Annotated in this window: 37 protein-coding genes; 22 read left to right on the top strand and 15 right to left on the bottom strand. The window is 64.5% G+C overall.

Annotation, left to right across the window (positions count from 1 at the left end):
- Nucleotides 1-62 precede the first annotated feature (62 nt).
- A complete protein-coding gene (locus tag IQ16_RS25775) occupies nt 63-1064 on the bottom strand; it encodes a hypothetical protein (protein ID WP_018642759.1) in 1002 nt (333 codons plus the stop codon).
- Nucleotides 1065-1169: 105 nt separating this feature from the next.
- Nucleotides 1170-2258: a recombinase RecA gene (recA, locus tag IQ16_RS25780; protein ID WP_018642760.1), complete on the bottom strand. Its 1089-nt coding sequence runs from the start codon at nt 2256-2258 to the stop codon at nt 1170-1172.
- 801 nt (nt 2259-3059) lie between these two features.
- Here recA and IQ16_RS25785 point away from each other — a divergent pair.
- The 6 genes from IQ16_RS25785 (at nt 3060) to IQ16_RS25805 (ending at nt 5826) form a co-directional block, all read left to right on the top strand.
- Nucleotides 3060-3242, top strand: a complete 183-nt coding sequence (locus tag IQ16_RS25785; RefSeq protein WP_018642762.1) for a hypothetical protein — start codon at nt 3060-3062, stop codon at nt 3240-3242.
- 400 nt (nt 3243-3642) lie between these two features.
- Nucleotides 3643-3873, top strand: coding sequence for a hypothetical protein (locus IQ16_RS25790; RefSeq protein WP_018642763.1), 231 nt, complete (start codon nt 3643-3645; stop codon nt 3871-3873).
- A gap of 640 nt (nt 3874-4513) precedes the next feature.
- Complete coding sequence (locus tag IQ16_RS45825; protein WP_018642764.1) at nt 4514-4681, top strand: hypothetical protein; 168 nt, start codon at nt 4514-4516, stop codon at nt 4679-4681.
- Between the two features lie 289 nt (nt 4682-4970).
- A complete protein-coding gene (locus tag IQ16_RS25795; RefSeq protein ID WP_145831825.1) occupies nt 4971-5153 on the top strand; it encodes a hypothetical protein in 183 nt (60 codons plus the stop codon).
- Nucleotides 5154-5300: 147 nt separating this feature from the next.
- Nucleotides 5301-5501, top strand: coding sequence for a hypothetical protein (locus tag IQ16_RS46645; RefSeq protein ID WP_018642766.1), 201 nt, complete (start codon nt 5301-5303; stop codon nt 5499-5501).
- Between the two features lie 145 nt (nt 5502-5646).
- Nucleotides 5647-5826 carry a hypothetical protein gene (locus tag IQ16_RS25805; RefSeq protein WP_018642767.1) on the top strand — a complete coding sequence of 60 codons (180 nt, stop codon included), beginning with the start codon at nt 5647-5649 and terminating at the stop codon, nt 5824-5826.
- Nucleotides 5827-6601: 775 nt separating this feature from the next.
- On the opposite strand, the gene IQ16_RS25810 is transcribed toward IQ16_RS25805, so the two are convergent.
- The gene (locus IQ16_RS25810) at nt 6602-6841 is read right to left on the bottom strand and encodes a DUF2798 domain-containing protein (RefSeq protein WP_018642769.1); all 240 of its coding nucleotides are present in this window, start codon (nt 6839-6841) and stop codon (nt 6602-6604) included.
- Between the two features lie 326 nt (nt 6842-7167).
- Between IQ16_RS25810 and IQ16_RS25815 the strand changes: the two genes are divergently transcribed.
- Nucleotides 7168-7356 (top strand): hypothetical protein, encoded by a 189-nt coding sequence (locus IQ16_RS25815; protein WP_026311954.1) that lies wholly within the window; start codon nt 7168-7170, stop codon nt 7354-7356.
- A gap of 191 nt (nt 7357-7547) precedes the next feature.
- Nucleotides 7548-7781 carry a DUF6894 family protein gene (locus IQ16_RS25820; protein ID WP_018642771.1) on the top strand — a complete coding sequence of 78 codons (234 nt, stop codon included), beginning with the start codon at nt 7548-7550 and terminating at the stop codon, nt 7779-7781.
- An 18-nt stretch (nt 7782-7799) separates the two neighbouring features.
- On the opposite strand, the gene IQ16_RS25825 is transcribed toward IQ16_RS25820, so the two are convergent.
- On the bottom strand, nt 7800-8057 hold the full coding sequence (locus IQ16_RS25825; protein WP_026311955.1) for a hypothetical protein: 258 nt from the start codon (nt 8055-8057) through the stop codon (nt 7800-7802).
- A gap of 99 nt (nt 8058-8156) precedes the next feature.
- The gene (locus IQ16_RS25830) at nt 8157-8450 is read right to left on the bottom strand and encodes a hypothetical protein (RefSeq protein WP_018642772.1); all 294 of its coding nucleotides are present in this window, start codon (nt 8448-8450) and stop codon (nt 8157-8159) included.
- A gap of 357 nt (nt 8451-8807) precedes the next feature.
- On the opposite strand from IQ16_RS25830, the gene IQ16_RS25840 reads away from it, so the two are divergent.
- Entirely contained in the window at nt 8808-9272 is a 465-nt protein-coding gene (locus IQ16_RS25840; protein WP_026311956.1) for a PaaI family thioesterase, read from the top strand.
- A gap of 115 nt (nt 9273-9387) precedes the next feature.
- Here the strand turns inward: IQ16_RS25840 and IQ16_RS25845 are convergent, their stop codons facing one another.
- Nucleotides 9388-9681, bottom strand: coding sequence for an HdeA family protein (locus IQ16_RS25845; protein ID WP_026311957.1), 294 nt, complete (start codon nt 9679-9681; stop codon nt 9388-9390).
- A 184-nt stretch (nt 9682-9865) separates the two neighbouring features.
- Between IQ16_RS25845 and IQ16_RS25850 the strand changes: the two genes are divergently transcribed.
- Nucleotides 9866-10108, top strand: a complete 243-nt coding sequence (locus IQ16_RS25850; protein ID WP_026311958.1) for a PilZ domain-containing protein — start codon at nt 9866-9868, stop codon at nt 10106-10108.
- A gap of 44 nt (nt 10109-10152) precedes the next feature.
- On the opposite strand, the gene IQ16_RS25855 is transcribed toward IQ16_RS25850, so the two are convergent.
- Nucleotides 10153-12135 carry a pyrroloquinoline quinone-dependent dehydrogenase gene (locus tag IQ16_RS25855; protein WP_051122975.1) on the bottom strand — a complete coding sequence of 661 codons (1983 nt, stop codon included), beginning with the start codon at nt 12133-12135 and terminating at the stop codon, nt 10153-10155.
- Nucleotides 12136-12203: 68 nt separating this feature from the next.
- A complete protein-coding gene (locus IQ16_RS25860) occupies nt 12204-12428 on the bottom strand; it encodes a hypothetical protein (protein WP_018642777.1) in 225 nt (74 codons plus the stop codon).
- Nucleotides 12429-12579: 151 nt separating this feature from the next.
- Between IQ16_RS25860 and IQ16_RS25865 the strand changes: the two genes are divergently transcribed.
- On the top strand, nt 12580-12984 hold the full coding sequence (locus tag IQ16_RS25865; protein ID WP_026311960.1) for a hypothetical protein: 405 nt from the start codon (nt 12580-12582) through the stop codon (nt 12982-12984).
- 111 nt (nt 12985-13095) lie between these two features.
- Complete coding sequence (locus tag IQ16_RS25870) at nt 13096-13431, top strand: hypothetical protein (protein ID WP_018642778.1); 336 nt, start codon at nt 13096-13098, stop codon at nt 13429-13431.
- A gap of 67 nt (nt 13432-13498) precedes the next feature.
- Here the strand turns inward: IQ16_RS25870 and IQ16_RS25875 are convergent, their stop codons facing one another.
- Nucleotides 13499-13966, bottom strand: a complete 468-nt coding sequence (locus tag IQ16_RS25875; protein ID WP_018642779.1) for a DUF6691 family protein — start codon at nt 13964-13966, stop codon at nt 13499-13501.
- Between the two features lie 5 nt (nt 13967-13971).
- Nucleotides 13972-14400, bottom strand: coding sequence for a YeeE/YedE family protein (locus IQ16_RS25880; protein WP_018642780.1), 429 nt, complete (start codon nt 14398-14400; stop codon nt 13972-13974).
- 182 nt (nt 14401-14582) lie between these two features.
- Between IQ16_RS25880 and IQ16_RS25885 the strand changes: the two genes are divergently transcribed.
- Complete coding sequence (locus IQ16_RS25885; protein ID WP_018642781.1) at nt 14583-15752, top strand: GNAT family N-acetyltransferase; 1170 nt, start codon at nt 14583-14585, stop codon at nt 15750-15752.
- 6 nt (nt 15753-15758) lie between these two features.
- On the opposite strand, the gene IQ16_RS25890 is transcribed toward IQ16_RS25885, so the two are convergent.
- Entirely contained in the window at nt 15759-16424 is a 666-nt protein-coding gene (locus IQ16_RS25890; RefSeq protein ID WP_018642782.1) for a DsbA family oxidoreductase, read from the bottom strand.
- Between the two features lie 170 nt (nt 16425-16594).
- Between IQ16_RS25890 and IQ16_RS25895 the strand changes: the two genes are divergently transcribed.
- Nucleotides 16595-17395 carry a thioesterase family protein gene (locus IQ16_RS25895; RefSeq protein WP_018642783.1) on the top strand — a complete coding sequence of 267 codons (801 nt, stop codon included), beginning with the start codon at nt 16595-16597 and terminating at the stop codon, nt 17393-17395.
- Here the strand turns inward: IQ16_RS25895 and IQ16_RS25900 are convergent.
- The gene (locus IQ16_RS25900; protein ID WP_018642784.1) at nt 17383-18207 is read right to left on the bottom strand and encodes a helix-turn-helix domain-containing protein; all 825 of its coding nucleotides are present in this window, start codon (nt 18205-18207) and stop codon (nt 17383-17385) included. The two genes, IQ16_RS25895 and IQ16_RS25900, sit on opposite strands and share 13 nt — an antisense overlap.
- 40 nt (nt 18208-18247) lie before the next feature.
- Entirely contained in the window at nt 18248-19069 is an 822-nt protein-coding gene (locus IQ16_RS25905; protein WP_018642785.1) for a helix-turn-helix domain-containing protein, read from the bottom strand.
- A gap of 101 nt (nt 19070-19170) precedes the next feature.
- On the opposite strand from IQ16_RS25905, the gene IQ16_RS25910 reads away from it, so the two are divergent.
- Both IQ16_RS25910 and IQ16_RS25915 read left to right on the top strand, forming a co-directional pair.
- Nucleotides 19171-19401, top strand: a complete 231-nt coding sequence (locus IQ16_RS25910; protein ID WP_208751644.1) for a hypothetical protein — start codon at nt 19171-19173, stop codon at nt 19399-19401.
- A 38-nt stretch (nt 19402-19439) separates the two neighbouring features.
- Nucleotides 19440-19838 (top strand): hypothetical protein, encoded by a 399-nt coding sequence (locus tag IQ16_RS25915; RefSeq protein WP_018642787.1) that lies wholly within the window; start codon nt 19440-19442, stop codon nt 19836-19838.
- A 130-nt stretch (nt 19839-19968) separates the two neighbouring features.
- Here IQ16_RS25915 and IQ16_RS25920 read toward each other — a convergent pair whose 3' ends face one another.
- Nucleotides 19969-20532 carry an SET domain-containing protein gene (locus IQ16_RS25920; RefSeq protein ID WP_018642788.1) on the bottom strand — a complete coding sequence of 188 codons (564 nt, stop codon included), beginning with the start codon at nt 20530-20532 and terminating at the stop codon, nt 19969-19971.
- A 329-nt stretch (nt 20533-20861) separates the two neighbouring features.
- Nucleotides 20862-21590 carry a TetR/AcrR family transcriptional regulator gene (locus IQ16_RS25925; RefSeq protein ID WP_018642789.1) on the bottom strand — a complete coding sequence of 243 codons (729 nt, stop codon included), beginning with the start codon at nt 21588-21590 and terminating at the stop codon, nt 20862-20864.
- Between the two features lie 106 nt (nt 21591-21696).
- On the opposite strand from IQ16_RS25925, the gene IQ16_RS25930 reads away from it, so the two are divergent.
- The 6 genes from IQ16_RS25930 to IQ16_RS25955 all read left to right on the top strand — a co-directional run bounded on the left by IQ16_RS25930 (nt 21697) and on the right by IQ16_RS25955 (nt 25956).
- Complete coding sequence (locus IQ16_RS25930) at nt 21697-23094, top strand: carotenoid oxygenase family protein (RefSeq protein ID WP_018642790.1); 1398 nt, start codon at nt 21697-21699, stop codon at nt 23092-23094.
- 40 nt (nt 23095-23134) lie between these two features.
- Nucleotides 23135-23398 carry a hypothetical protein gene (locus tag IQ16_RS25935; protein ID WP_018642791.1) on the top strand — a complete coding sequence of 88 codons (264 nt, stop codon included), beginning with the start codon at nt 23135-23137 and terminating at the stop codon, nt 23396-23398.
- Nucleotides 23399-23473: 75 nt separating this feature from the next.
- Nucleotides 23474-24049, top strand: coding sequence for a hypothetical protein (locus IQ16_RS25940; RefSeq protein ID WP_018642792.1), 576 nt, complete (start codon nt 23474-23476; stop codon nt 24047-24049).
- Between the two features lie 12 nt (nt 24050-24061).
- Nucleotides 24062-24616: an inner membrane-spanning protein YciB gene (locus IQ16_RS25945; protein ID WP_018642793.1), complete on the top strand. Its 555-nt coding sequence runs from the start codon at nt 24062-24064 to the stop codon at nt 24614-24616.
- A 106-nt stretch (nt 24617-24722) separates the two neighbouring features.
- Nucleotides 24723-25019, top strand: coding sequence for a hypothetical protein (locus IQ16_RS25950; RefSeq protein WP_018642794.1), 297 nt, complete (start codon nt 24723-24725; stop codon nt 25017-25019).
- A gap of 16 nt (nt 25020-25035) precedes the next feature.
- Nucleotides 25036-25956, top strand: coding sequence for a hypothetical protein (locus IQ16_RS25955; protein WP_018642795.1), 921 nt, complete (start codon nt 25036-25038; stop codon nt 25954-25956).
- Nucleotides 25957-25970: the final 14 nt, after the last annotated feature.

Below are 25970 nucleotides of genomic sequence, written 5' to 3' on the forward strand. Positions count from 1 at the left end.
CGGTGAATGATGGTGGGCACAGCGCTTACGCGCCTTTGCCCACCCTACGGCACTAACCCACCCTACGGCCCTTGGGGCGCAACCAGCGAACGCCCCTGCGCATCCCAGCGCCAAAGCCGTTCGTTGGTAAGAAGCGTACCACCCCACCAGCGCCGAATCGGATTGAGCCGACGAAAATCCTCGCGGCCTTCAAGAACCGCTTTGCCAAACTCCGTCAGCGACAGCCGGCTGCGGCGAAAGGCAGCGTTGCGGCTTCTTGCATTGTCCGGGTCGAGTGTCGCCAGCTTGCCGTCCAGACCCGCAACGGCGGGCGCCGGGCCGAATGCGAGTCCTTCGAGCAGCGTGCCCAACTCCCACGGATCGAACACGCGCGCTCCAAGCGTGCCAGGCCGAAACAGCTCATCGGTGCGATTGTGCCCGCTTGCGATCTTTTCGAGAAGCCGCATCTCGGTCGCCCCCAGGCCCGTCACCGGCGCGGGCAGTTCCGAGAGCAGATCTTCCATGGCCGGCTTCAGGAAGGACAGCTTGCCGAGCGGCCTGTCGAGCAGCCCGGCGCAAAGCTCGGGCGTCGGCGCTTGGTAGGCCTCCCAGGCTGTGCTGGCGATCCCAAAATCGTTTTCTGCGATATCGAACGGCCGCACGTCGCGATGACGAAGCTCTGCGGGATCTGCTCCGCGCAGGTCGAAATCGACGCATAACAATCTCAGGCTCTCAGCGACGGATGGCTCGGAACGCAGGTAATCGAGGATCCAGATCAACTGCAATTGACTGTTGGGTTCAGGGTCGAACCACAGCTCGATGCGATCGACCCCGTAAGTCTTGAAGACCCAGAGCAACGGACATCCCCGAGTCTCGCGCGTGACAAAGGGCGATTGACGGACGAAGTCAGACCAGTGGATCTCGTCGAACATCCTGGATATGCGCGAGTCGAGATAGCAACTGAGGTGGTCAGGCGACGGAAGTGGCCCCGACACGAAGCGATAGATGAACGGGACGACCATATCGGCGCGATCGGCGTGGGCAAGACCAACGCCGGACGAACTGGTCAGGATCACACACTTCATCGTCGGCGCGCCCCACCCTCACGCAAAACGAAACGGGCACCGAAGACGTCGGCAACTCAACGTCCTCAGTGCCCGCTCCTCGCGAAAGCTTTTCCGCGTTAGGTCCTACTCTTCCGCCGGCTCCTCGCCGTCAGCGTCGCTCTCGGGCGTGCCGGCGAGAATCTGCTCGGAGATCAGGCCGGAGTTCTGGCGGATCGAGGTTTCGATCTTGGCGGTGATGTCGGGATTGGCCTTCAGGAACGCTTTCGAGTTCTCGCGGCCCTGGCCGAGGCGCTGGCTGTCATAGGAGAACCAGGCGCCGGACTTCTCGACGATGCCGGCCTTGACGCCGAGATCGAGGATCTCGCCCATCTTGGAGACGCCCTCGCCGTACATGATGTCGAACTCGACTTGCTTGAAGGGCGGCGCCAGCTTGTTCTTCACCACCTTCACGCGGGTTGTGTTGCCGACCACTTCGTCGCGCTCCTTGATCGCGCCGATGCGGCGGATGTCGAGGCGGACGGAGGCGTAGAACTTCAGCGCGTTGCCGCCAGTCGTGGTTTCGGGCGAGCCGTACATCACACCGATCTTCATGCGGATCTGGTTGATGAAGATCACCATGGTATTGGACTTGTTGATGGACGCCGTCAGCTTGCGCAGCGCCTGGCTCATCAACCGCGCTTGAAGTCCCGGCAGCGCATCGCCCATCTCGCCTTCGAGTTCGGCCTTCGGCACCAGCGCCGCAACCGAATCGACCACCAGCACATCCACCGCGCCCGAGCGCACCAGCGTATCGCAGATTTCCAGCGCCTGTTCGCCGGTGTCGGGCTGCGAGATCAGGAGCTCGTCGATGTTGACGCCCAGCTTGCGGGCATAGACCGGATCGAGCGCGTGCTCGGCATCGATGAAGGCGCAGATGCCGCCCTTCTTCTGCGCTTCCGCAACCGTATGCAGCGCCAGCGTGGTCTTGCCCGAAGATTCCGGCCCGTAGATCTCGACGATACGCCCCTTGGGCAGGCCGCCGATACCGAGCGCGATATCGAGCCCGAGCGAGCCGGAGGACACCGCCTCGATGTCCATGGAGCGGTCGTTCTTGCCCAGCTTCATCACCGAGCCCTTGCCGAACTGCCGCTCGATCTGGGAGAGCGCGGCGGCCAGAGCTTTACTCTTGTCCATGGAAGATCCTTCGACGATACGCAGGGCAGTTGCGGACATTGGGTCGTGCTCCTTATGGCGAGGATTCGCTAGGGGGACAAACGATTGAGAGGCGGGCCGGCGATAAAAACAATGTACCCTATTTGTTCTAGGTTCGCAATATGTTCTTTTGCGGATACCGTCCGTATTTGACCCCCAAGCGTCCTATTTAGATTTCGTTAGTGTCCTAATTAACTAGCGCGGACTGGACGGCCATGATGCCAAGTCCGATGTCAGCTACGGCAATCAGGCAAACGACAATCCAGAACGAAGCGGGGTCATCTTGCCGGACCAGCCAAGTTTCATTCCCGCCTCTAATTCCAGCCCACAGTTTCCCCGAGTCGATGCCGCGCAATAGGTATCGGCAGACAATAATCCCCGCCACGGCAAAGAACACGACATAGGCCGCTCTGGCCATTATCCCAAACTCTTCTAGGCCGCCTCTGTGGCGGCCTCTTTCACGGCTGCGTACCAGTCTTCGCGGCTGAGGAACTATCAGCCTAGCAGCGCATCTCTAAGATGCCCCCAGCACGAAAGGTGCCCCCCCGACTGCTGGAGGAAAACCCCATCAGCGGGTTGGCGGCCCCCACTTGGGGCCGTTTATATTCAAAGATAAGGCCGCCTCAGTTGGCGGCCCCATCATTGTCTGAGTCTTTCCTCTTCGTCTTCGAATAGCGCGATATTCGCTTCAAGCCTCTTGAGCAGGCGACGCGCATCTAGGACAGCACCCGATTTCCGCCTGATTGAGTTCGAAGCGCCCCCAGGTCGCGGAACCAAGGAACCTAACATGAGTTAAGCTCCCGGCTTGACCGGGAGACGCTAATGGCAACAGGCGACTTGGAATGGCTTTCCGAACAGATCGAACTAAAAATGGAACGGATGCGCGCCAAGACCGAGCGCGAGAGGGCAATGCTTCAGCGATCTTTCGAATTGCTTGCCAAGGCAAAAGAGCTGCTTAGCGAGCCCGCCCCGGAGGTCTGGCCGTCGAGACAGCCCCAAAAGTAGGTCGTGCCACAGTCTGAATTTTGCTGGTGCTTAGGAACCTATCCGCGCTTTCGTACTTGGGCCCGGTTATTGGGTTACGTCATGACTGCGCATCACGAAGAGAAGTCGTCGGCTCTGGTTCCACCAAAGACGGCACCAAGGTGCCCGGCCTGCGCATCCTTTCCCAGACTGGCATATTCGATGCTGGACCCCCGGCGCGGCCGAACTGTACGCCTTTACGAATGCCAGTGCGGCGAACGTATTTGGGACGATTAAGGCCGACGCTGTTGACGTGGTTTCGCTAGCAACCATCGGTTAAAAGGCGCATTGTTCCTGCATCACCGGCCGAGGCTCTGCCCGTAGGCGTCGGTGGCTGAGAGACCGAGAGCGCTCCCGCCTGCAAAGCGAAGGGAGCGCCGTCATGGCCGACCATTCCCAGATCCGTCGCGCGCGTAATCTGGCTGCCGAGATCGCGAAGCAGAACGACAAGATCCGCCAGATAACGGCTGAAGCGGCCGAAGCGCTCAAGCTGCCCAAGCCCGACACCTTCCTCGGGCGCAAGACCCAAGAGCCGTTCCGGGACGAAGACCCGTTGGAACGCGTGGATATTCATAACCTCATCCACAGCGAGTTGCAGCCGCCGAAGCCGTAGGGGCCGCCCATAAGAACTGGCACAAGCTGCGTAGCGTTGATCCCTACTACGCCATGCTGCCGTATGGGCAATGACCTCCGGTACAAGGTTCTTGTGATCGTCGGGACAACCTGTCGGTGGCGGTGGTTGCCGTCGCCATCCTCATGTTTTAAGGCCGCCTCCGTTGGCGGCCTCCTCCCCATCCACATCGATCAGATCGAAACTGCCCTCCAACAATTGGAGCCAGGCTGTCCGCATTTGATCACAAGTGTCCCAGTTTGCTCTGAGGGTGTCCCAACTCTCGTGGCGTCCTCAAGAAGCTTCGCGGCCCCCTTGAACCAAAGGCCAGCCGTAAAGAACCGAACGACTTGGATTTTGCGCCGGCTGTGCACGTCGCGGTGTTGTGCCCCCGATTCCGTTGCTGGTTGGCCGCGTCACAAGCCTGTGGCATGGCCGTTGCACATTGAGCTCAACTGAGATTTCAGCGCTCAGTTAGAAAATAAAGCGCCGCCGGGACGTTTATTTCGAGCCCGGCCGCGCTTTTCTCAATCCTGATACGGCCATTCGCCGTCATAAATCCGTAATTCTACGGCACCCGAACCTTCCCGCTATTCCCGGTCTTGTCTAGGGATCAGCGACTGAAAGACGGGGAACGTGAGTGATGACGGAACCGACCCATCTTGGCGTGGCGCCAAAAGATCGCCTGTTGGACGCAGCCCGCAAGGAGCTGATCGAGTTCGAACGGCGAGAAATGGAGTTTCGCAAGAAGGACCGCGAGGAGCGTGCGGCGGAGCTTCACCTTCCTCTGGATCGGATCAAGATCCACTGAGGCGAATGCCGACAGGGGCTTGCCCCCAGAACCTTTGCAGTGCGCCCGGGTTATCCCGGCATGTATCGCCTCTGGTATTTTGCCGCCTTCATCGCGGTCACCGCGACGGCCTTCGGCGCCTTGGTGGCGTTCGACAAATTCCTCGGATGACGCGAGGCCGCCTCGGTGGCCGGCCTCTTTTATTCGTGGGATTGCAAGCAGCTGATCTGGGACGGCGCATCCATCGGAAATTAACTAGGTTAGTCCGGCCGGTTCCCGCAAGGCCGCCAGCCTGTGCGGCTTCCTTCTGTTGATCCAGCGCAAACATCATTCCCTCGCACGGCAGACCATCCGGGCCATGACCGATCCAGGTAAACCGACTGAGGGTAAGGAAGCCAAGCCATCGCGCTTGGACGAGGCGCGCCGGATCATTGAGGAATACGCCGCCGACCTCCGCGAGATCATCATGCAGTTGCGCCGCAAGCTGAATTGAGGCCGCCTCAGTTGACGGCCTCTTTCAACTCGTCCTTCGGGATCGTGCGGCAATTGAGTGTCTTCGGGAACCGGAACGCCAGCTACGGCATATTGGATTCGTGAAATTCAAACCCAACGGTTAGGACCCGTCAGACGAGGTTGTGTCATGCAGCGACGCCGCCGTTTCGCGCAAACCGTATCCCTGGAAGAACGCCTTGCCGAAGAAGCAAAACGCCTCCGAGAAAAAGCCAGATCTCTCCCTCCCGGTCCGCTACGGGACGACGCCCTCCGCAAGGCCCGCCAGGCCGAGACCGGTTCGCACATGAGCCAGTGGCTGAGATCGCCCGGCCTCCAGCCGCCGGACTGAGGCGTCAGCAGCAACCCAAAGTTCAATAGTGAACAAAGAGCGGCCCGTGGCAGTTTACCTGGCATCACCGGCCGAGGCTCTGCCGTAGGCGTCGGTGGCTGAGAGACCGAGCGCGCTCCCGCCTGCAAAGCAAGGGAGCGCCGCCATGGCCGACCACAATCACATTTCGCGCGTGCACTATCTGGCTGTCGAACTTGCCGCGCAGAACGCCCTGATGCGCGAGCTGGTGGCGGAGGCGGCGAAAGTGCTGCAACTGCCCGTGCCGGATGCGTTTCTCGGCCGCAAGACACAGGAGCCATTCCCCTGGGAGAAGCCTCGCGCCTGAACGCGCTCGCTTGCTTCTGCGTCATGGGGGCCATGGAAACAGACCCGTTTTTCCGGCGCGCCGGCTTGCTTCAGCGGTATGGCAGTCGGTAAGGCATTCCAACACCACCCGTAAGCCATTGATCGCGCAAGAGAGGCCTACTGTGCATGGGGTTGTTTTGCAGCTTTATGCGGGTCGGCGCGTCCATGGCCATGCTGGCCCGGAGCCGCCCCCCATCCGCCTGCGTCCCGTGATCCCTAAAGCAGCACCAGCAGTGCGATGCCGATCACCAACACCACGAAGCCAGCCGCTGTCGCGGCGGCAAATGACCGCTCTACGTTATCCATGATGATGCCACCCCGTTGCCGGCGCGCCACGTTTCCCCCATGGCACGACCGGACGTTGCGGAATCTCGCCTGCTGCTGTGGCCCGAGTGGTGCGATCGGGTGGCCAAATTGGGACCGGTGCGGGGCCAGTCTGCGGCCTGCTCAGCGCTGCTTTCGTTTTCGCCGTCAGGCGTCTGTAAGCCAACGCGCCTAGTGTCGACGAGCCCTGTGGACCAACACCGGGCCTCCATACCAGTCGACGACCCCGCTCTCACCGAGCGGGGTTTTCTGTTTGCGAGCCTGTGCGCGGTGATGCCTGCCGAATCGATTCGCGAGCCTGTCAGGCTGCCGTAAGCTCAGCCGGTTAGGGTCTTTCGGCTTATGGTGTTGCAGCCCAGCACCTCAGCCTCCAATAACCTTTGCCCCGCTTGGCTCTCCCCAGGCGGGGTTTTTTCATGCGTGCCCGCCGTTCACGCCCCGCCCTCCTCCCGCGTCAGCCGCAGCGAGAAGGCACGGATCGCGGGCGCCGCCAGCAGCACCATGGGCAGCATCGCGGCCCATGCGATCAGCCACGACACCATCCAGTGCCGAACGAACAGCAGCGCGCCATCAGCGGGAAAGCTGGCGATTCCCGCCGCGATCAGCGAGGTCAGTCCGGACTGGATGACGCCGAAGACGAAATGACTGTAGCGGCGGGGAATGCCGAGCATGAGGCGCCCTTGTGCTTACCGTCATGTGGCCAAGCAAGGCACGTGCCGCCTCGTGCACTGGGACGCGCCTGATCGCCTGCCGTTCAGCGACCGCGCTTTTTTGAATCCGGAGACTGATCTGGATCAAGAGTCTCCGGCAGCATCAGCATTGAACTGGCTCCGTGGTTCTCCGGCCATGAACAAAGTTCCTGGCCGGCCGATGGCGCGCGCGCTTTCGAGATTTCCGTGAGCTATCCAAGAGTTATCCGGCAGATTTCACTTGTCCCTGGAATATTATGACGGCCAACATGTTTTCAGTGATCGAGGGTGAATCGTGGGAGGTGACCATGAATCACAGGGGCGTCGAGTTCACCGTCGCCAAGACAGCGATTCCCGGAGTCTGGCAGTGGCAGTTCCGCATCGGGGAGCAGGTCAAGTCCGGCAAGACCGAGACCAAGATCGACCTGTTGGCGATCCGGCGGGTGCAGCTGCGCATCGATCGGGAGCTGAAGGCCATCGGGCGCAAGACGGCCTGACCGAGACAGCCCGACCGAGACAGCCTGAGGCGGAGCGGCGGTGTCGCGGACATCCTTGCGCAGCGCGACATCCCCTGACCGAAGCCGCATGTCCTCCGTAGACGTCCGGAATTGATCTGCCGGGGGTTTGGGATTGCACTGCCGGCCCATGGCCTTGGGGGCGGGACCTTTACGCGCGACCGGTGCCAGCCATGCCGCTTTATTTCTTCCGAATCCGCAACGGCCGCTATTCCGGCTGTGCGGACCAAGCGACGGAATTTTCCGATCGCGATTCCGCCTGGAAGGAGATGACCAGCGTCTGCGCCGACATGGCTGCCGGGATCGCCCGCAAGCTCCAGGAAAATTCCGAATGGCACATGGAGCTCCTCGACGAGGCCAAGGAGCCGGTGTTCCGCATCCGCATCGTTGCCGAGACGCTCGACTAGGCGCGAGGGCGTGGTCCCTCAATCAGCGCTGGGCAGCCGCCGCATGGTGAATTCGATGTCGCCGCCGGGCAGCTCGCGCCAGGTCTCGACCGCGCTCATATAGCCGGCCTTGGGATAGCGGGCGAAGAAGGCCTCCGCCCTCGCCCGCGCCGCCGCGCGCGGCAGCGTGAAGGTCTCGCGCAGATAGCCGTCACTGGCGCGCCCGCCCGGCGTGCTGCCGCCGACCTTGCGCCGGCGCGCCATCCGCTCGGCGAGATCCCGCGGACGATCGGCCATGAATTGCCCTCCTCTACGCAATACCTGCGCTCAATGTAGGGAGTGGCGGGGCAAGGAGGAGTCCCGGCCGGAAGGCGCCTGCCGCCCCCGGCCAAAGGCTCAGTTCGCGGCTGTGCCGGTCTTGCTCTTCTTCGGCGCGCTGGTGGCGGCCGCCTTCGGCGCCGCCGGCTGCTTCGGCGGATCGGAGCGCATGCCGCCCCAGGGATCGTTGGACGCCTTGGCGTCCGGAATCTTCTTCAGCGTTTCCTTGTAGGCTTTGTCACGCTCGGCTTCCGCGGCCTTCTCCTCCGGGGTCTTGCCCGGGCCGTCCTGCAGCAAATTGAGATTGGGCATTTGCGCATAGGCCGGTCCCGCCAGCACGGCCAGCACCGCGGCCAAACGGAAAAGCTTCATCTTTGACTCCTCAGATCATTTCATGAAGGCCCGGCTCGCCGTGCCTCGTCATCCCAGCGCGGCCGCTGGGGGGGGGCCGCAGGGACCGCTACGATCGGCACGATTTCGGCGCGTGCAGCCAGTCGTCCCAGATCGGGCCGCACTTGGTGCACCCGTTCAGCGCCAGACCGAGCGCAACCAGACAAAAGACGAGGACATACCGACGCAACATCGCCCACCCGTTACCCAACCACGGCATCATATCGGGCCAAGTCGGGCATTTTCAAGCCGAAGGGACCGGCACGGCCGGGTGACTTTGCCGCGCCGATGCGGGCAGAATGGCCGAAACATCCGGCAACCATGGAGGAAACCACAGCAATGCCATCGCAGCCAGAAGCCGAGTTCGGCATCAATGATGCCCGACGCATCCTCGGCGAGGTCTTTGCGCCCTGGGTACAGGATCTCAATCTCTCGGTCGAGCGCATCGAGCACGTGCCGCCGCCGGATGAGCCCGACTGGCAGCCGAGCGCGCTGCTGCGCATGGCGTTTTCGGAGCGGCTCTGCCGGAGCGGCGGAGTGGTCTGCGGCCAGGCGCTGATGGCCCTCGCCGACACCGCGATGGTGATCGCCATCCTTGCCGCCAATCGCGGCTACCGTCCGATGACCACGGTCGACCAGACCACGCATTTCATGCGCGCGGCCTCCTCCTCGGACGTGCTGGCGGATGCGCGCGTCGTGCGGCTCGGACGCACCATGAGCTTCGGCCGCGTCACCCTGCTCTCCGCCGTCGACAACAAGCCGGTGGCGATGGTGTCGAGCGCGTTCGCGATGTTGCCGGGCTGAGGCTCATCCGAAATATGAGAGCCGCGTGAGCGCAAGGCGCAGCGCGGCTCTCGATGACGACGAAGCCAGACCGAGGCACGATTGCGATCGTGTCTCGGTCGGCACGCTTCAATAATTACTTGCCGAGGATCTCGTCGGCCGCGGTGACGACGCTGACGGTCGGATTCTTTCCGCAATAGGCACCGAACTTCTTGGCGTTCTCGATGAACACCTCGGTGTCGATGATCGCGTTGTCTTCGTCGCCCTTGTACCAGCCGTCCATCCAGGTCAGCACGACCGCGATGTTGTCTTCGCCGCTATCGAGGAATTGCTTGCAGGTCATGGTCGAGAGGTCCCACTTGACGGCGTGGGCGGGCATCGATGTCAGCGAGAGCGCTGCGGCGAACAGAAGCGAAAGCGTGGTCTTCATCAGTATCTCCATCGGCGCGTAACGCCTTAAAGGAAAGGATCGTGAGGAAAGTCGGCGGGACATGACTCACCGCTTCAACGTCGTAAACGAAGTCTGAAGCGCTGTGCAAGTAGCGCCAGTATTGAGTTCATTTCAACGTAATTTCTATGCACTATTTCACAATCGTCACGATGGATTAATGCCGATGATCGAGAAGCGCGCAGCACAGCGTCACCGTGTTTTCAAGGGTGGAACGATCACCTTCGAAGATGGCGGCATCGCGTGCACGGTGCGAAACATGTCGGCAGGCGGCGCGGCGATCGAGCTCGAGAGCCCCGTTTCATTGCCGCAATCGTTCACACTCTCGATCACATGCGACAATTTCGTGCGGCATTGCCGCCCCGTGTGGCGCAGCGACAAACGCATCGGCCTCGCTTTCGTGCAATAGCACTCACGATGTGAACGAGCGTTCGCATCACATGCACAACACGATCATGATTGCCTGCTACGACGGCGGCGACGCCAGCGCAGTCCGACCATCACGAGCGTGATGATCGCAAGCGTGATCGCCGACGTCGCCGCAAGAAATCGTCCGCCCGGACGATCGATCGTGCGCGACCAGAGCGAAGGCGCCTCGCCCGGCCGCGCCAGGCGGAACGCAACGACGCTGTCGCCGATCGATGTGCCGGCTTCGGAATGGCCGCCGGCGCCGATCGCGACATATTGCTCGCCCTTCCAGAGATAGGTCATGGGATTGGCGACGCCCGGCACCGGCAGCCGCCCCTGCCACAGCTCCCTGCCACTGCGCGCATCGAAGGCGCGCAAGTAAGCATCCATCGCACCGGTGAAGACGAGGCCGCCCGCGGTGACCGCGAGTCCATTGAGGAGCGGCGCGCCCCAGGGCAGTGGCACGCCGAGCGGCGCCAGATCCTCGGTGGTGCCGACCGTCGAACGCCAGAGAATCCTGCCCGCCTTCAGATCGACCGCAACCATCTCGCCCCAGGGCGGCTTGTTGCAGAGAAAGCCGAGCGGCGACGTCACCATCGCGCGCGACATCGCGAACGGCGCGCCGCGCTGCCTGCCGAAATCATGACCGGGCGGCGGATTGAAGCCGGCGGCTTCCGCGCGCGGGATCAGCTTGATGAGATGAACGGCACGGCTGGTGTTGGCGTAGAGGATCTGGTGGACCGGATCGTAGGCCGCGCTGCCCCAGTTGACCCCGCCGCCGGTGAAGGGAAACTCCAATGTGCCCTGCACTGAAGGCGGCGTGAACAGTCCCTCGTTGCGCGCCGCTGCGAATTGCCGCTCGCACGACGAGCGCATCAAGCCGGGCAATAACGAGAGCGCGTCATCGGTCGAGATCGTCTGTGACGTCAATGCCGGCACGTGGGTCGGAAACGGCTGCGTCGGCGACAGCTTCTCGCCTTCCGCGCCACCTTGCGGCACCGCGCGCTCCTCGACCGGCCACACCGGCTTGCCGGTGTCACGGTCGAGCACGAAGACAAAACCCTGCTTGGTCGGCTGGATCACGACGTCGCGCTGCCCGTCACCCGTGTCGAGACGCGTCAGCGTCGGCTGCGCCGGCAGATCGTAGTCCCAGACGTCGTGATGCACGGTCTGGAACGCCCATACGAGTTCACCGGTCTCGATGCGCAGCGCAACCACCGAATTGGCATGCTCGTTGTTGCCCGGTCGTTTGCCGCCCCAAAAGTCCGGCGACGGCGAGGTCGTGGGCAAGAACACGAGCCCGCGCGTCTCGTCGACCGACATCGGTGCCCAGACATTGGCGTGGCCGGCCTCGATGCCGTCGCGCTTGAGCGGCTCGAAGGTCCAGCGCGGCTCACCGCTACGCGCATCGAATGCGCGCACCATGCCGCTCGGCGCATCGACGCGGCTGTTGTCGCCGATCGAGGAGCCGACCACGACGACGCCGCGTCCGACCGCCGGCGGCGAGGTGATCTGGAATTCGCCGGGCCATTCCAGCCGCATGCCGATCTCGAGCTTGATCTCGCCACCCTTACCGAAACCGGCACAGGGAATGCCGGTCCTCGCATCGAGCGCAATCAGGCGGACGTCGTTCGTGCCCATGAAGATGCGCGACCGGCAAGCGGCATTCGCGGGCGCGTGGTCATCGACCCAGTACGTGACACCGCGGCAGACATAGCGATTGGCAGGACGCTGATTGGTCGCGATCTTCGGATCGAAGCGCCATTTCTGCGCGCCGGTGCCGGGATCGAGCGCGATCACCTCGTTGAAGGGCGAGCAGAAGATCAGGCTGTCCTCGACGAACAGCGGCGTTGCCTGGAATTTGGTTCGCCGCATCACTTCGGGCGGGCGCGCAATGAGATCGCCGGTGTGATATTCGAAGGCGCGAACGAGTTGGCCGACATTGTCGGGCGTGATCTCTCGCAAGGGCGAGAAGCGCGAGCCGCCGGCATCGCCGCCCCAGCTTTCCCAGGCGGCGCAGGGGGGCATCGCAAGCAGCAAGAGCGCAACGAGCGCCGGCGGAATTCGCAGGCGGGTCCGCAAACGCCCGCCTCCCCCTATTTCGGCTTCTTGGCCGGTTCGCTGGGGCGGGCCCCGCCCCACGGATCGTACTTTTCCTTCGGCTCGGGAATGCGCTCGAGCGCGGCTTTGTAGGCTTTCTCGTCGACCTTCGGCTTGTTATCCGCCGGCTTGGGGCCGTCATTGGGCTGGCGCCGCCCCTGCGCCTCGGCCGAGCCGCACGCCAGTGCCAGCACCGCAGCCGCTATGACCAAAATCTTCATTGATGCAATCCCCCTCGCGTGGGGTACAAACTAGCCTGCAATCCCGTAATAGCAATGCTGCGGGTTCCGCGCCTTCAGCAAATTTTGATCGGGGCGGACTTCGCCGGATCGCATTCGTGCCTATCTGTTCGCCCGCAGGGGACTTTCACGGATGTTGCGGATTATTGCCAATGCGGCGCTGCTGGCCGGCGCGCTCGCGCTCGGTGCTTGCGGCTTTGCCGACAGCCGGGCGCCGGTGCCCGAGTTCATGCGCATCAAGGAAGCCGAGCAGCTTCCGCCGGAGCCGCCCCCGGACGTCAAACGCGTGGTGCGCGAGCAAATCGACGTGGTGTTTCTCGCCACGTCCTATCCACGTGAGATTCATGTCGCCCCGCCCCATCACGAGGTGCGGGGACCGGGCTGGACCGCCTGCGTCCGCGCGCAGCTCACCTCCGCAACCGGCACGCCGCTCGGCGCACAGACCTACATCGTGACCATCAATGGCGGAAAGGTCGTCGATCGCCGGCGCGCCGAAGCCGACGACATTTGCGGGACCGAGACTTACGAGCCGATCTAGGAACAATCCGCCGTTAACGGAGGTGCGGTTCCGGGAAAAACCCGCATTGCGGGCGGGAACGATCACCGCCTCCCCTTCTTGTTACCGCCGAGGGCAGTTTCGGAGGAGGACATGATGAGGACGTTGACTATTGCGCTATTGGCGGGCGTTGGTGCTTTGGCAGCCGCATCGGGCGTGAAGGCTTCGGATATCTACACGAGCAGCGAATACACCAATCCGGATCTCGTCCAGCAGGTGCGACTTGTCTGCGACGACGCCGGCCGGTGCTATCGCACGCGCGGCGGTTCGCGTGTCATCGTGCGCGATTCCTACAACTACATGCCGCGCGACCGCTATTACGAACATCGGACGTATCGCCGCGACTGGGATGACGGCCCGCGCGCCGGCGTCGGCATTCGCACACCTGGCGTCAGCGTCGGTGTGGGCGTCGGCGACGACCGCTGGTGATCGATGAAGGTTTTCAGTGGCGGACCGGACGAGACAACTCGCCCGGTCCCGCTTTCGCATGCCGACGTCAGGTTTCGAGCGGATCGGCCGGCGTGACGAAGCGCGTCGATGACGGCAGGTGAGCAATGAAGCGGGCGAGCACCATGCCGGCGCACATCGCCGCAACGAAGATGACGGCCGAGACCGAACCAAATCCGAGCGCAGTCAACGCCGGCCCCGGGCAGAAGCCCGCCAGTCCCCAGCCGATACCGAAGATCGCGGGACCTGCGACGATCCTGGGATCGATGTCTCGTCGTGTCGGCAGATAAAACCGATCCGCGAAGAACGGACGCGCGAGCTTGAGGACGCGGCTGAAGCCGATGAAGGTCACGGCCACCGCGCCCGCCATGACGAAGGCGAGGCTCGCATCCCATGTCCCTGCCGGAATGCCGCCGACGTCCAGGAAGTTCAGCACCTTGGCCGGGTTCGACATGCCGGAGACGATGAGGCCGATGCCGAAGATCAGGCCGATCGCGAATTGAACGAGAATTGCCATTGCCATCAGCTCCAGTGACGCATCACGAAGACGGTCGCCATGCCGGCCGCCATGAAGGTCATGGTCGCGACCAGCGAGCGCACCGACAGCCGCGACAAGCCGCAAACGCCGTGGCCGGAAGTGCAGCCACTGCCCCACACCGAACCAAAACCGGTGAGCAATCCGCCGACGATCAGGACAGCCGGCCCTGCCGCGATCGTCTGAGCCGGCAGGTCTCCGGTGACGAGCCGCACCAGCACGGGCGCGGCGACGAGACCGGCGACAAAGGCGAGACGCCCGGCGAATTCGCGGTCCTCGTAGGGCGGAAACAGCCGCGCCGCGATGCCGCTGACGCCGGCAATCCGCCCCGTCGCCCACATCAGCAGAACGGCGGCGAGGCCGATCAGTGCTCCGCCCAGGAGCGAGGCCATTGGTGTGAAAGGTGTCACGATCATTGTGATCCTCCAGTTCGGAAGCAATCCTACTCCATCCATCCCTACAATCGACGCTCCGATGCTCAACGAGACGTTAATATTACCACTCGAATTGAAGCGGCGTCCCAACGGTATTTTCCAATCTTTGCGCTAAGCATGACCCGTAACACGGGCTCAGCTCGCGTGAACGGGGACGACGGGACGTGGTCGACATCGCCCATCAGGCTGCGATCAATCCGGCATCGGCAAAAGATGTCGCGAAGTCGCGCGCGCTCGTCCCACTCATCGCGCTCGACACCGGCCAATGGCGCGCGCTCGCGCAGCGCGCGATCGAGCCGAACGGATATTACCTGCCCGCCTGGGAGCTGGCCGTCAGTGCAACCGGACGTGGCCGCACGGATGCCTCGGCGCTGCCCGCATTCGACGGAGCTTCGGCGCGGCTGATCGGGCTGATGCCGGTGATCTCGCTCTGGCGTGCCTGGAAGGTTCCCCTGCCCGCGCTGGTGAGCGCACATCCCTATGGCACGCTGTGCAGCCCGCTGATCGACCGCGATGCGCCGATCGAGGCGGCCGGGCGTCTGTTGCAGCAGGCACGCGAGGCCGGCGCCCATGCGCTCGTGTTGAACGACGTCGCGCTCGACGGCGCGGCGATGGCATCGCTCGATCAGGTCCTGAGCCGCGACGGCCTGAAGCCAAGAATCCTCTCCTCCTACATTCGCGCCAGCCTCGATGCGAGGCAGGATGGCGAGACGCTGTTGCGCGACGCGCTCGGCGCCAAGAAGCTCAAGGAGCTGCGCCGCCAGCGCCATCGCCTGGAAGAGCACGGCCCCGTCGTGTTCGAGGTCGCGCGCAGCCCCGACGAGATCCGGCCGGCGCTCGAAAATTTCCTGCAGCTTGAAGCCAGCGGCTGGAAGGGCAAACGCGGCACCGCGCTGGTCCAACACGCGGGCGATGCGACCTTCATCCGCCGCGCCGTACCGGCACTGGCGGAGACCGCGCAGTGCGAGATCGTCACGCTTCGTGCCGGCACGAATCCGATCGCCGCCGGCATCGTGCTGCGCCACCAGGACCGCGCCTTCTTCTTCAAGCTCGGCATCGACGAACGCTTTGCAAGATATTCGCCGGGCGTGCAGCTCACGCTCGACCTCACCCGCCATCTCTGCGCCGATCCCGCGATCGCCAGCGCGGATTCCACGGCGAGCGCCGACCATCCCATGATCAACCCGATCTGGCGCGGACGCTTCGCGATCGGCGACGTGCTGATCCCGCTGCGGCGGCACGATCCGGTGGTGGCGCTCGTTCACGCAGCGCTAACCGGCCTCAACGCCGCGCACGAGACGGCGCGACGCGTGGTCCGCCGCCTCCGCAAATAAGCGAAGCTACTCCGCCGCCTGCGCGTTGATCTCCTCGGAGACCTGGCGGATGGCGCGGGCGAGCAGGTTCGGATCCTGCGCGCCGGACACGGCGTATTTCTGCGCGAAGACGTAGGTCGGCACGCCGGAGATGCCCTTCTCGGCGGCCTCCTGCGCATCCGCCGAAACGCGCGCGACGTCCTCGTCGGTGGCAAGGCGCTTGCGCACGTCGTCGGCGTCGAGGCCGACATCGGCCGCCGCCTGCACCAGCACGTTCACATCGGTGAGATCGCCGCCGTCGCGGAAGTACAGCTCCATCAGGCGCTGCTTCATCTCGGGCGCCTTGCCGATGGCTTCGGCCCACAGGATGAGGCGATGGCAGTCGGTCGTGTTGGGCTGGCGCGCGACCAGCTCGGGCTTGTAGACGAGGCCCTCCTCGCTCGCGGCTGCGACGACGCGTCCCGCAATACCCTTATAGGCCTCGACCGAGCCGAACTTCTGGGTGAGATAAGCCTCGCGGCTGATACCCTCGCGCGGCACCCAGGGATTGAGGAAGAAGGGCCGGAAATTCAGCTTCACCGGAACGTCCGGCACCAGCGCCAGCGCGCTCTCGATCCTGTGCTTGCCGATATAGCACCAGGGGCACACCACGTCGGAGACGACGTCGATCTGGAGCGGTTTCAGCGTGCTCATGTCAGGCGCCTCCTTCGGGCACTTCGAGGGTCCGTCGGAAGATAAGCCGAACCGGGGGCTGCGCAAGGCACCCGTCCTGCATGGCTCACGACTTCACCTCTGCGGTTATTGTGACCGGTCGCCCCCGCCACGATAGTTGCGGCCACGATCCAGCCCAAGGGGTGACCGCGATGACCGCCATTTTCAAGCCGGAAGGCCATCAATTCCGGGCAACCGAGCATGCCGGCGGTCCGTGGTCGCCGGACATGTTGCAGGGAAGCGCCACCACTGCACTGATGACCCGCGACGTCGCGCGGCTCGCGGCCGAATCCGGCTTTGCGGTGCGGCGCCTGACCTTCGATTTGTGGCGGCCGGCAGGCCTGCGCCTGTTCAGGACCGACACCGAACTGCTGCGCGACGGCCGCAAGGCCAAGACCTTGCAGGTGCGGCTGATGGACGGCGAGACCGAGATCGGCCGCTGCACGGCGCTGCTGACGGCATCGAGCGCAGAGTCGCCGCTCGATCCCTTCGCCGGGCCCACGGCGCTCGACACGCGGCCCGAAGCCGGCAGCCCGCCGCCGGCCTTCGCGCAGAAATGGAGCCGCTATTTCCAGAACGTCTCGGTGCGGCTGATCGAGGGCGCACTGGAGAAGCCGGGCCCGGCCGCGGCCTGGATGCGGCTCGATGCGCCGCTGGTCGAGCGCGAGCCAAACACGCCGCTGCTCCAGGCCGTGCAGGCCGCGGACTTCGCCAGCGGCGTCGCGCAGATCGTCGACATGCGCGACTGGACCTTCATCAACCCGGAGATCAGCCTCTATTTCTTCCGTCCGCCGGAGGGCGAATGGATATTGATCCGTGCCGCGACGCGCGTCGGCGCTCATGGCGCGGGCCTCACCACGGCGACGCTGAGCGACCTCAAGGGACCGTTCGCGGAGGTGATGCAGGCCATGAGCTTCGAGCGGCGCGAAGCCGTGCAGGCTCAGGCGTCCTGAGCCGCAAGCGCGGTCAGGATAGTCTCGGACGCGGCATCGGCAGGCATGAACATCTCGACGCGAAGCTCCTGCAGTGTCACGTCCTGCGGTGTGCCGAGCGTCAGCACTGCACCGATCAGGCCGATGCCGACGTCACCCTTGCGCAGGCGCACCTCGCAGAGCGGCCCCGGCACGGAATTGTCCTCGGTCGCAGGCGCAGGAAGCTCCGGCAGCCGCATCAATTCGCGCCAGGTCGATTGCAGGGCCTCGTCGAGCGGCGCGGCCATCGCCTCATGCCGCGCCCGCGCCAGCAGCGCGGCTGCAACGGTCGGCCAGTTCTCGACGAACGGCTTGAGCTCGTTCGGCGCGAGGAACATGCGCATGTGATTGAACGGCCGCTGCATGCGCGCAGGGCCAAGCAGCATGGTCATCAGGCGCGAGGCGGCGCGATTGGCCTGCATCACGTTCCAGCGCCGGTCGGTGACGATCGCGGGGAACGGCTCGTGGCGGCTGAGCAGAAGATCGACGGCGCGGCGTGCATCGGCAAGCTCCGGCGCAGACAGATCGCGCTCGCCATATTGCCGCGCAAAGCCGCCGGCCTCGAGCAGCGCATTGCGATCACGCAGCGACAGGTCGAGCGCGGACGCGAGCTGCAGCAGGATGTCCCGGCTTGCCGCCGCTTTGCCGGTCTCGACGTAGCTCAGGTGCTTGACCGAGATGCCGGCCTCGAACGCCAGCTCCGCCTGGCTCAAGGCGCGGCGCGTGCGCCAGCCACGCAGGAGATCACCGACGGGATTGGCCGGCCGCAATCGCCGGAACGCGCGTGTGTCCATCGGCGGATTATGCGAGCGCCGCGCTCACCTGTAAACGGCGCTACCGCAGCCCGGCCGCCATCTGCCTCAACCGTTCGGCGGTACGCTCGTCCGCCGGGAAGAACGTCTCCAGCGCCAGCTCCGACAGCGTGATGTCGACGGGCGTGCCGAACACCATGGTGGTGGAGAAGAAGCTTAGGGTCTCCCCGCCATGCCGCAGCTTGAAGGGGATCGCGACATTGTCGCTCGACAGCGGCGCCGAACGCGCCGGGATGGGATAGCTCTTGAGGTCGTTGTAGAGCTTGATCAGCTCCGGATCGGCCGTCGCCTCGCATTGACGGTGCAGCCGCTCCAAGAGATGCCCGCACCATTCCGCGAGATTGACGGTGCGCGGCGCCAGGGCTTCCGGATGGAACGCGAGCTTCAGCACGTTGAAGGGCTGGCCGAGCAGCCGCTGCGGGATGCCCTCGAGCAGCGGCGCCACCATGCGGTTGGCCGAGACCAGGTTCCAGTGCCGGTCCACTGCGAGCGCCGGATTGGGCTCGTGTGCTTTGAGCACGAGGTCGATCGCCTGGCGGGCTGATTTCAAGGCGGGGTCCTCCAACGGGCGCTGCGGGAACGCCGGCGCGAAACCGGCCGCGACCAGCAGCACATTGCGTTCGCGCAAGGGCACGTCGAGACGCTCGGCGAGCCGCAGCACCATGTCGCGCGAGGGCGCGGCGCGGCCGGTCTCGACGAAGCTCAAGTGCCGCGCCGAGATCTCGGCTTCGCCGGCAAGATCGAGCTGGCTCATGCGGCGGCGCTGCCGCCACTCGCGCAAATGGTCGCCGATATGGACCGGCTGGCTGCGTTCGGCCTGTGCCGTGGATGCATGTGCGTTCATGACCAGAAACCTAGCATGCGGATTTCGGCCCTTCCATTACCCGCGAGGTAATCGAATTGGGGCGCAGGCGCGCGCATCTTCGGCCGCAACAGGAGATGACCATGATCGCGCTGCTGCTCTACCGGACCGTCGCAGACCACGTTGTGCCCTGGGCCATGGCATTCGCAACTCGGATGCTCGCGCGCAGCCTCAACATGCCCGAGCCGCTGGTGCACTCGACCGGCGATTACGTGCTCGCGCAGGTCATCGCCTTCGAGCACGGCGTCGGCAAAAGCCTCTGCCCGTTCCGTCTCGCCCGCCTGCTCCGCGCCTGGTGGCGCGGACTGCACTGAGTTTCACCCCGCGCCCACCCCAACCAAGGAGACCTAAGATGATCGATGCATCCACCTTCCTGCGCCGCGCCCTGCTCGCCGACGCCGTCTTCAGCGGCGTTGCCGCTCTCGGCTTCAGCTTCGGCGCAGGCGCGTTCGCAGCGATGTTCAACCTGCCCGAAGCGCTGCTGCGCGAGACCGGCCTGTTCCTGATCGCCTACACCGCCCTGGTCGGCTGGCTAGCCTCGCGGGCCACGGTGGCGAAGCCGCTCGTGCTGCTGGTGGTGATCGGCAATGCGGCCTGGACGGTCGGCAGCATCGCACTGCTGTTCTCGGGCGCGGTGTCGCCGAACCTCGCCGGCGAGCTGATGGTCGTCGCGCAGGCAATCGCCACGGGCGTGTTTGCCGAGCTGCAATTTTGGGGATTGCGGAAGAGTGCGGGTGTGGTCGCCGCGTGAAGCCACAGCCGCTGCTGTCGTCGCCCGGTTTAGCCGGGCGACCCAGTATTCCAGAGACGTTGAGGGATGCGGAGAAGCCGCGGCGTACTGGATGCCCCGCTTTCGCGGGGCATGACACCGCGGTTAACGGCTACGCCCGCGCGCGGCCGTTGACCTTGCCGAGGGCGTGGCCGTTGAGCTTCTTCTTTTTGGCCGCCTTTGTGGGCGCCTTCTTGGCCGCCTTGACTTCCGTGCGCGCCTTCACCTTGGCACGCTCGGCCCGCTCCTCGGCACGCAGCTTCTTGCGCTTGGCCTCGCAGGAAACGCACTTGCAGCCGATCGGCTTCAGATAGGCTTTGAAATAGTCGGTGCCGTAATCGTAGTTGATCTCGTCGCCCGGCTCGATGTTCTTGATGGCGCGGATGAAGACCTTGCGTTCGCGCGGGCGGACGTCCGATTCCGCATTGGGCCGGCAGGAATGGTTGATGTAGCGCGCCAGATTCTTGCGCACCGAGCCGTCGATGGTCCAGCGGCCGTTGAGCTCGAACAGATATTTGTTCTCGATCTCGTCCTGCTCGGGGATTCGCGAGTCCAGGATCGGTCCGTAATAACGGATGATCCGGGTTCCCTTCTTGATCGGTTTGGTGGCAAAGAGGCCGAGCCCGGTCTTGGAGCGGCCGACGCGATAGGGTTTGTTCGACGATGTGGCTGGCATGATCAGGAGAACGAGGACGCGTACGAGGCCGCATGAGCTTCAGGCGAAGCCGCTCTTCTAGAACGATTCCGCGCCGCTGTCAGGTCTCTCGCGGGCCTGTTTGAACCTTGCCCACAATGAAAGACGCCAGATGGTACGGAGTTCCCACTGCATTCGAGGTCTCGTGACGATCCGCATCACCTCCGCGTGCCTCGCGATGTTGCTGACGAGCACCGTCCTCGATGGCGCGAACGCTCAATCCGTGGGCACCACCTATAGCTCGACGGCGCCGAAGAGCTGCCGGCAAGCCCAGCGAGCTCGCGACGATGCGCTAAAGCGCCGAACAGCCGCTACACGGGAAGTTTCGTGGTGATAGGCGCCGTCAGCATCGACTCGAGCAGCCGCTCGGCCGTCGTTCCCTCGGGCAGCCGCTCCAGGATATCCTTCAGCCGCCCGTCGAGCAGCAGCGTGGTGAAGCCGTGCACCATCGACCAGGCGCGCGCAATGGCGGCGCCCTGCTCCAGCGTCAACGCATCGCCGCTGATCTGCTCCTGCCGCATCGCGCCGATGGCGTTGGCGAGCCCGGCAAAAGAAGCCTCCGCCGCCTCGTGCAGGGAGGGACGGGAATAATCGAGCCGCTCGGTGCGAAACATGATTCCGTACATGCCGGGATGAGCCTGTGCATAGGCCACGTAGGCCTTCGGCCGTGCCAATGCGCGCGCAAGCGGCGTGGGGGCGGCATCGCAGGCCGAGGCCATCGCCGCATTGAACTGGCGGAAGCCGACGGCCGCAAGCTCGCTGAGAAGACCGGTGAGATCGCCGAAATGGTGCGTCGGCGCGGCATGCGAGACACCCGCCTCGCGCGCCACCGCGCGCAAGGTCAGGCCGGCGAGCCCGTCGCGCTCGAGCACCCGTTCGGCGGCCTGGAGCAGCGCTTCGCGCAGGGCACCGTGATGATACGGCGCCTCGGCCTTCGCACTCGTCGCGCGGCGCGAGGTGCGCGATGCCGCGGTCGATGTCATTTTTCCGGGGGCACGCGAACTCCGCGCCGTTTCGCTCTTGGTGTCGGACTTGGCCATTTACAAGCTATATGACGCAATATTGACAGTGTAAAGATTTCACTTGACGGACGCCGCGATTGGCCCCATTCGATCTTTACGATGTAAAGATAGGGAGGGATATGCCGTGCAGCACGACGCCGTCACCGAGCGCCGCAACAATATCGCGCCGATCCCGTTCGAAGCCGACGCGCCCCATCTGAAAATCGTCGGCGAATTGCCGCGCGAGCTGAACGGCACGCTCTATCGCAACGGCCCCAATCCGCAGTTCGATTCTCCCGGCGCGCATTGGTTCGTCGGCGACGGCATGCTGCACGCCTTCCATCTCGAGAACGGCCGCGCCAGCTACCGCAACCGCTGGGTCCGCACGCCGAAATGGCTGGCCGAGCACGACGCCGGCCGCGCGCTGTTCGGCGGCTTCGGCCGCAAGCTGCCGGATGCGCCGGCAAACCTCACCGACGGCGGCGTCGCCAACACGAACATCATCTTCCACGCCGGCAAGCTGCTGGCGCTGGAAGAAGCGCATCCGCCGACCGAGATCGAGCCGGGCACGCTGGCCACGTGCGGCTATCACAACTACCAGGGCCGCGTCGCCGGCAGTTTCACGGCGCATCCAAAGGTCGATCCCGTCACGGGCGAACTGGTGTTCTTCGGCTACAACGCTGCGGGGCCGCTGACGCCTGCCCTCTCGTACGGATCGATCGACGCCTCCGGCAAGGCGACGCGCTTCGAGCGCTTCGAGGCGCCCTATGCCAGCATGGTGCACGACTTCATCGTCACCGCGAACCATGTGCTGTTTCCGATCCTGCCCATCACCGGCAGCATGGAGCGCGCGATGAGCGGACGGCCGCCCTATGCCTGGGAGCCGGACAAGGGCGCCTATGTCGGCGTGATGAAGCGCAACGGCACCGCGAAGGACATCGTCTGGTTTCGCAGCGAGGCCTGCTACGTCTTCCACGTCATGAATGCGTGGGAGGACGGAGACCGCATCGTCGCCCACGTCATGCAGTTCGAGGAGGCGCCGCTGTTTCCGCATCCCGACGGCCGGCCGACCGATCCGGAGAAATCGCGCGCCCGCCATTGCCGCTGGACGTTCGATCTCTCGGGGAATACCGACCGCTTTCAGCAGACCTACCTGGACGACCTCACCGGCGAATTCCCGCGCATCGACGATCGCCGCGCCGGGCTAAAGAGCCGTCACGGCTGGTACGCCTGCGCCAATCCAAGACTGCCGATGTTCGGCGCGCTGTCCGGCATCGTCCATGTCGACGGCAACGGCAGGCGGCTCGGGCATTATCTGCTGCCGGCCGGCGACACCATCTCCGAACCTGTCTTCGTCGAGCGATCAAAGGATGCCCCCGAGGGGGACGGCTGGCTGCTCGCGGTGGTCTGGCGCGCGCGCGAGAACCGCAGCGACCTCGCCGTGTTCAATGCCACCGACATCGAAGCCGGCCCCGCCGCATTGGTGCAGCTCGGCCACCGCGTGCCGGACGGCTTCCACGGCAATTGGGTGGGCGCGGCGTAGCGCACCCCGGAGTGACATCGCGAATGCAGAGAGGTCTCCCATGCACATGCCCTCGCTCACCGCAGCTTGCCTTGCCCTCCTTGCCCTGACCGGCACCGCGCTCGCATTGCAGATGATCCGGTTGCGGCGGAGCCGCCATACCGTCTTCAACGGCGGCATCCTGCTCTGCCTCGGCCTCTTGATCGCCGCCACGCTGCCGCTCCTGTCGCGCCTGCCCTGGGCGGAATTGGCCGAGGAGGCATCAGACCAAGCCGTTGCAGCCCTTCACCTTTTAGAGGTCGCCTACGTCATTTTGACACTGTAAAGATTTCGCTTGACCCGGCATCGCCGCCGCACTATTGATCTTTACATCGTAAAGATTTGCCTGACCGAGGCGACCATGGCGATTTTCCTGATCCTCGCGCCCTACGGCGCTTTCACCTTCCTCATGCTGGTGACATCGGCCGCGGTCAGCGTGTTCACGGCCTCCGCGATCTGCCTCGCCACCGTCGCGGTCGATGTCGCGCGCGGCCGCTCGGTGAAGGTCCTGGCCGCGGGCTCCGCAATCGTGTTCGCCGCGATCGGCCTTTACCTTGCGCTGATCGACCCCGCCTTCGGCCCGCTCGGCGTCAAGCTGTCGGTCGACATCGGCATCTTCGTCATCTCGCTCGGCTCGATGCTGCTCCGCCGCCCCTTCACGCTGCAATATGCGCTCGAATCCGTCCCGGCCGAGACCGCGGCAATGCCCGGCTTTCTCACGGCCAATTACGTCATCACCAGCGCGTGGACAGCCGCCGCGCTGCTGATGGCGGCCGCCAATCTCGTGCTGCTTTACGTCCCCGGCCTGCCGCTCTGGTCGAGCCTTGCGGTCGCCTTCGCCGCCCGCAACAGCGCGATCTACTTCACAAAATGGTATCCCGAGTATCGCCAGATCAAGTACGGTACGCCCGCCCGCGCTCTTCCCGACGCCCGCTGAACAGGATCGACGATGAAGGACGTATTCGCCCGCCTCGCCTCCGACTTCCTCTCCGCCATCGTCTTCCTGGCCGTCTACCTCATCACCGACAACGTCGTGCTGGCAACGTCGGTGGCGATTGCCGGCGCGATCGCGCAGGTGATCTACGCCCGGGTGAAGGGGCAGCAGCTCAACTACATGACCTATGCGAGCCTCGCGCTCGTCATCGTGCTGGGCACGGTGACGCTGCTGACCAACGATCCCCGCTTCATGCTGGCAAAGCCCTCGATCGCGCATTTCGCGATTGGCGCCATCATGCTCAAGCGCGGCTGGATGCTGCGCTACATGCCGCCGATCGTCACCGAGACCGTTCCGGAATATGTGACCGCTGCTGGTTATGCCTGGGCCGCGCTGATGTTCGTGATCGGCGCCGGCATGATCGCGGTCGCCGCCACAGGCGATCTGAAGCTGTGGGCGTTCTACATCACGGTGGTCGCGGGCGGCGCCAAGATCCTGGCCTTTGCCGTGCAGTATGTGGTTCTCAGGCTCATCGTCACGAGCCGCCGCCGCGCCGCCGCCCGCGCCTAAATGCCCTATCGGAGCGTTAGGCAGGAGCTGCGAGTTGGGCTATAGGCTCGCTGTGGACGGGCCGCGGATCGTCGCGGCCCGCCGGGGATTTGTTGGGGAGACGGGAATGGCCGTAGACGGCAACTGGAATCTGACGATGACGACGCCGATGGGCGAGCGCCAGGCGACGCTGAGCGTGAAGGCTGCAGGCGGCACGCTCACGGGCACGCAGGGCGCGGACGGTAATACCGCCGAGATCTTCGACGGCACCGTCTCTGGCGACAACGTCTCCTGGAAGGTTTCGATCACCAACCCGATGCCGCTCACGCTCGAATTCGCCGGCACGGTCTCCGGCGACAGCATCAACGGCGAAATGGGCATCGGCCCGATGGGCAGCTTCCCGTTCACGGGCGCGCGGACGTAAAGACCGCGCGGCATCCATGCGTGCGCTCCGTCTCATCGCGGCGACGATCCTGTGTGTCGCGACACAGGCAGCGCGCGCGAATGACACCGAACCGGCGTGGCGCGCAAGCGCGCTCGCCATGGTGCCGGCAGGCTATGTTGCAGGCCTCGCCTATCGCACCGAAGGTGCGACCGGATATCTCGCGGTCTATCCGGCGACGTCGAACGATCCGAAGACACCGGCGAGCGTGTTCGCCGCGCGCCAGGCTCTCGTCGTCACGCTGACCGCGGATGCGACGCGCGCGGTCTCGGCCGAGTTGAAGCCGCGCAGCGGGCCTGACCCAGACAACGACGACAACGATTTCGCGAAGCTGCACGCCGAACTTGCCGCGAAACGCGCAAGCCTGCCCGAAGGCACCGAGCCCTGCGATCTCGGCGCCTGGTCCATCGACAAGGATCCGAACGGCCTCAATGTGCGCGCTGAACCCTCCGTGAAAGCGCGCGTGCTCGGCACGCTGCCGCCGCCCTACCGGCTCAAGCTCGGCGGCGCCGAGAACACGCCTGACGGCGGCTGGCTCACCGAATTCCGGATCATCGGCTTCAGGGACGGCTGGTTCCTGATCGAGGGCGCCAAGCCGCCGGGCAAGGATTACGAGGACGACAAGCGATACCCACGCAGCGCGCCAAAGCCCTACGCGGGGCGCGGCTGGGTCGCTTCCAACAAGGTCGGCGCGAATTACGCCAATGGCTACACACGCGCGGGCGGGCTATTCCAGGCGCCATTCGTCGATGCCAAATGGATGCCCGCCCAGCACGAGCTCGGCGGCCCGATCGACGGCGATGGCGGACCAAAGCGCCTATTGGCCTGCAGCGGCTTCTGGGGCCTCGTCGAGAGCCACGACGGCGTGCGTGGCTGGTGGCGTTCGCTGTGCTCCAACCAGGTCACGAATTGCAGTTAGCTGTCTGATCACCT

Origin of the sequence: Bradyrhizobium huanghuaihaiense (genome assembly GCF_007830635.1) — a bacterium.
Classification (GTDB): Bacteria; Pseudomonadota; Alphaproteobacteria; order Rhizobiales; family Xanthobacteraceae; genus Bradyrhizobium; species Bradyrhizobium huanghuaihaiense.